This is a genomic window from Pontibacter pamirensis, from assembly GCF_010015475.1.
Classification (GTDB): Bacteria; Bacteroidota; Bacteroidia; order Cytophagales; family Hymenobacteraceae; genus Pontibacter; species Pontibacter pamirensis.
Genome location: NZ_SSNI01000117.1, coordinates 1 through 944 on the forward strand (window position 1 = coordinate 1; position 944 = coordinate 944).

3 protein-coding genes are annotated in these 944 nt (G+C 37.1%); 1 reads left to right on the forward strand and 2 read right to left on the reverse strand.

Annotated features, from left to right (window positions below; translation table 11 throughout):
- Positions 1-86: 86 nt before the first annotated feature.
- Positions 87-488 carry a cupin domain-containing protein gene (locus tag E1919_RS27185; RefSeq protein ID WP_162056537.1) on the reverse strand — a complete coding sequence of 134 codons (402 nt, stop codon included), beginning with the start codon at positions 486-488 and terminating at the stop codon, positions 87-89.
- A 94-nt stretch (positions 489-582) separates the two neighbouring features.
- Positions 583-834: a hypothetical protein gene (locus tag E1919_RS27190; RefSeq protein ID WP_162056536.1), complete on the reverse strand. Its 252-nt coding sequence runs from the start codon at positions 832-834 to the stop codon at positions 583-585.
- Between E1919_RS27190 and E1919_RS27195 the strand changes: the two genes are divergently transcribed.
- Positions 808-944: transposase (locus E1919_RS27195; protein ID WP_162056538.1), on the forward strand; the 137-nt coding region annotated here is incomplete at its 3' end. The two genes, E1919_RS27190 and E1919_RS27195, sit on opposite strands and share 27 nt — an antisense overlap.

A 944-nucleotide genomic window follows, 5' to 3' on the forward strand; every position in this document is an offset into this window, starting at 1 on the left:
AGCCATGTTTGGGACATGTTGGCGAAGCTTTGGCCAACGAATAAAAGGCGCTGCATCTAGTACAGTATATTTCCAAATTGCTATATTTAACTAAAAAACAGACGGAGGTTTTTAGACAAACTGCCGTCAGCAGCCATTCCATAAAGTATCCTCAATGAGTTTTCAAATCCTGTATGTCCCGGTTTAATTTTTATATTGAATTTAATTTCTTTGTCTGTTGGATTAAAAAAACTATGAAGTGACATAGGTTCAACCGTATATGATTCCCCTGGTTTTAAAATCTTAGTAACTTTCTTTCCTAATTTTAAACCTAACTCTCCGTCTATTGCAGTAAAGGTTTCAGAGTAAGTCTTATGGTAATGCAGTGGATTACCTCCTTCAGGCATAAGGGTGAATTCAATGTCACTTATTTTTCCACCTGATTCTTCTGCCGTCTGCAAAAATGTTGCGGTGTCTTTAATGATTGGATTTTCTATTGTTCTTTTCATTATTTATGTTTAATTGTTGTTGTGTCGTCTTTTAGCATTGGCTATAACGGTTGGGCTATGGTGCGTTTATGCACTATAGTTGTGGTTAAGGGTTTTAATTTTTATAATGATTTATTCTTTTCTGGAGGAACTCTTGATGGTATTCTGCTAAAGGTGTCTTAAACCAATCATTTACATAATCATAATCAATAGAGCAGCTTCCTTTTTTAAAATACCCACCATTTATGAGTTCTTTTCTTGAGATTTCAGACAACTTTTTAAAAGTGTAAGGTTCAGCATTAGAATTTAAGGTTCGGTCAAAACCTATGGTAGGCACAGATTGAGCGTAAATCGGAAACGCAAACACTCGCTAAGGGTTATTGCCGACGCCATCTTTTGGTGTCTTCGCCTTGGCAACCAATGGCGCAACCTGCCGACGGAACTCTTTCCCAAGTGGCAGTTGGTGTACTACTACTT